At 40.5% G+C, this 3152-nt stretch carries 4 protein-coding genes; all 4 read right to left on the minus strand.

Features of this window, described 5'->3' with window-relative positions; genetic code table 11:
- Positions 1–200 precede the first annotated feature (200 nt).
- On the minus strand, positions 201–515 hold the full coding sequence (locus OEV42_21450; GenBank protein MDH3976836.1) for a hypothetical protein: 315 nt from the start codon (positions 513–515) through the stop codon (positions 201–203).
- A 23-nt stretch (positions 516–538) separates the two neighbouring features.
- Entirely contained in the window at positions 539–901 is a 363-nt protein-coding gene (locus OEV42_21455) for a hypothetical protein (protein ID MDH3976837.1), read from the minus strand.
- A gap of 94 nt (positions 902–995) precedes the next feature.
- On the minus strand, positions 996–1478 hold the full coding sequence (locus OEV42_21460) for a hypothetical protein (protein MDH3976838.1): 483 nt from the start codon (positions 1476–1478) through the stop codon (positions 996–998).
- Positions 1475–3152 (minus strand): M91 family zinc metallopeptidase (locus tag OEV42_21465; GenBank protein MDH3976839.1); only part of this gene is annotated, 1678 nt, incomplete at its 5' end. The genes OEV42_21460 and OEV42_21465, both read right to left, overlap by 4 nt.

A 3152-nucleotide genomic window follows, 5' to 3' on the forward strand; every position in this document is an offset into this window, starting at 1 on the left:
AGCCGGTTATAGTCGTAGATATACTTGATCGATTTCGAATCGGCTCTCAGGTTAGGCGTTATTTTCCCGGTGAGATTGCCTGCCTCATCATATTTGTATTCCACATTGCCCGTGTCGGGGTTATCTACATAGTTGCAAGCCTGACCCTGACCCCTTCACAGTGAAGAGGGTAGACCTAAAAGAGAACCTCTTTTCTTCTTCTAATGTTTTTCTAATGTTCGCATTGTTTTATTCCGAGGAATGTAAACACTTAGAAAGTAAATAATAGCCGTAACCCAGTTAAATGTAATAAATGCTATTCCCCATAGCAATTTATATTTCAGCTTTTGCTTTACAATGAGGTCAAAAAACATCCAAAACCACAATATTAATCCACAAAACACTGCAATGATTATAAGATAAATAATTGGATGATTTGATGGGACCTTTCCTGAATGAACATCCACAAATGGCAAAGTAATAAAAGGTAGTATTAAAAAAAACAATAAAAAAATCCCTATATATATATTTTTCATTATCTCCTCTTTAGTTTTTATATTTATTTATAGTTATCGAAAGTTGGTAATTGTTCTCCGTTTCTAAAGTCTGGAGGGCTTGAGGGCTTAACTGTGCGTTCAAGTTCTGATAAATTCATAGTTATAGAGACATCCATAAAAGGTATGCTTACACCTGCCTCTACCACTGTATCTTCCCCTCCCATATCAATTGACAAATTGTCTTTCGATAAGAGTGGCCCTTTTCTCTTAAAATCAATACCTTTCAACATATCCCCTATAGATTTCCCGGTTCCCGGAATTACTTTGCCTACAAAATCTTTCTTAGACTGTACAGGGCTACCTTGTGCACTTCTTTCTGCTTTAGCCCCAATACCTCCTAAGAAAAGGGGACAGATTTTTTTCAATTAAATAAATCTGTCCCCTTTTCTTGTCCCCTTTTCTTGCCCCATAGTTGTAAGCCTGTGCCTTTTCCTGCTTAGAGCAGGAAAAGGAGCACAATCAAGCCCATCCGTGAAGATCAATTTTCATAGGTGAAAGCTTTATAATCTCTAAAATTAAACGATAAACTTTTGTTGGAATATGCTTAGGATATTCATAGAATACCTCATATTCACTAGACTTTGTTTTTAATAGTAATCTCCATGCATCCTTTACAATAGTATCAGATTTAGAAAAACCTAATTTTTCAACTTCTTTCATATGTTTTTGCAATACTTCCCAATCATTTTGAGAAATTTTACCCTTTCTTTTGGCAATTACTTTAGAAAATTCTTTTTTTCCCCCTTCTTGAAACTTAAGAGAACCAAAAACAACATTATAAGACCTATCTCTCATTATAGTAATAACGTAAACTTCTTCAATTCCTCCAGGTGAAAATATTTCTAATGTCAGCACAGGTTTATCACTATTGGTTGTTGTACATTGACACGCTACAAATATACTGCATCCTATAATAAGTAATTCTCTAAATCTTATTTTCAATATGCCCCCCTTAAGTCAATTGATTGTTCCTTTCTTAAATTATTTTCTGTAATATCACCAGCTTGTACATTTTTTAATCCAACTGTTGCTAATTCTTCAGCAGGAACAGTTTGAGTGACAGGATTACCGGCACTATCAGTATATGTGTGTGTATCCATTGTACTGTATGGAGTGGCTTTCCCACGCATAGAACGGTCAGCATGAACCATCTCATGCCCTAATCCAATAGAATTTGGACGACCTCTTTTGGGGCTAACCTTCCCAGTAGTTGGGTCTAACGTTTTAATAGGTGGATTCGATGTTGTATCAAAATATACCCCCGTATCAGAACCTGTACCATTTGTCGCAGCTGTTGGATTTAAATCAAACTCTTTGTTACCTCCTCCTGAAACAACATCTATTGTTACAGTTTTTGGTGATAATCTCATCCGACGAATCAAACGAGTTCCCATAACTTTACCTTTTCCTCCGGCTTCTTTTTTTCCAAGACTTTTAATTTTTATTTCATTACCATCAATAAATAAAGTATCACCTGTTAATGCCTGTAGATTATTAAGAACTTGTTTTTTTTGGGCCTTTAATAAACCAGGCGCCAATTTAATAGTTTGGCCATCTGGATCGATAAATTTAACAGGATTGGTTCCAGCATAACCATATAGATTAAGATTAATAGGGTAATAAACCCCACTTATTCCCCCATTTCGATCAAGGTATAGATTTAATATCGGATCAGCACTAACCCATACACTTATCCTCGGCTCATAATACCTTGCCCCAAAGTAATACATCCCTGTTTCAGGATCAAGCTCTTTCCCGGTAAACTTGTAAGGAAAATAGACCTCGCTTTTAGTCTCCTCTACCCAGGCCTCACCGTAAGGGAAGTACTCCATATGCTCGTACATATCACCGGCCGCATCAGTGATGATGTTGCTGCTGCCGAGGTGATCCGTATGATAATAGTATACCGCTTTTTCTTCGAAAGTGTTGTTGCCTTGTCCACCACCCGTATTTCCTCCGCCATTACCGCCTCCGGGAGGCGTGCCGCCACCACCGCCGGGTGGTAAGTTTCCGGCAGGAACTATCTGCCCGTCAGGTGTTACCACATAACCCAGCTTACTCAGTCTTCGATAGATACCGGACTTTTGACCATTTCCACGGGAGAGCGCATTTTCAAGGCCTTTTTCGGACTTTCCGGGCAGTGCCGTATCTGTCGTGCCCCCTGTGGGCGCAGCGCTGACTGCCTGCTGATGTATTACACTGGTTTGTTTTGCCGCCTGTCCGGGAGGCGTTGCAGCCACTTTCCCTTTTGCTAATCCCTGCCCTTTACCTTTTCCATTGCCGGGGAGTGTGTCTGCAAATTGTACCGTCTCCTGAACAACGGGTTGCTGTGCTTGCCGCTGCGCCACTGGACTGTCTTGCGCGCTTTGATTAGCCGCAGGGGCTGTTGTGGTGGCTATAGCCGTTGTGCTTGCCGTCTGAATAGTCGTCGTCTTTTGCGGACTTCTCGTTACCTGCTGGAGTTTCAGCTTTGTCGCAATCCGGGTGTTTCCAACAAAAACATGCTTAGTATGAATGGCCCCGTTACGCACGGCATAATTTTCATTAACATAGATGACTTCACCATAACGGCCTCGCTTGAGCACACGGGTTCCATCGGCGTCATAACGGAATTCC

This window comes from Deltaproteobacteria bacterium, from assembly GCA_029860075.1.
GTDB lineage: Bacteria > Desulfobacterota > JADFVX01 > JADFVX01 > JADFVX01 > JAOUBX01.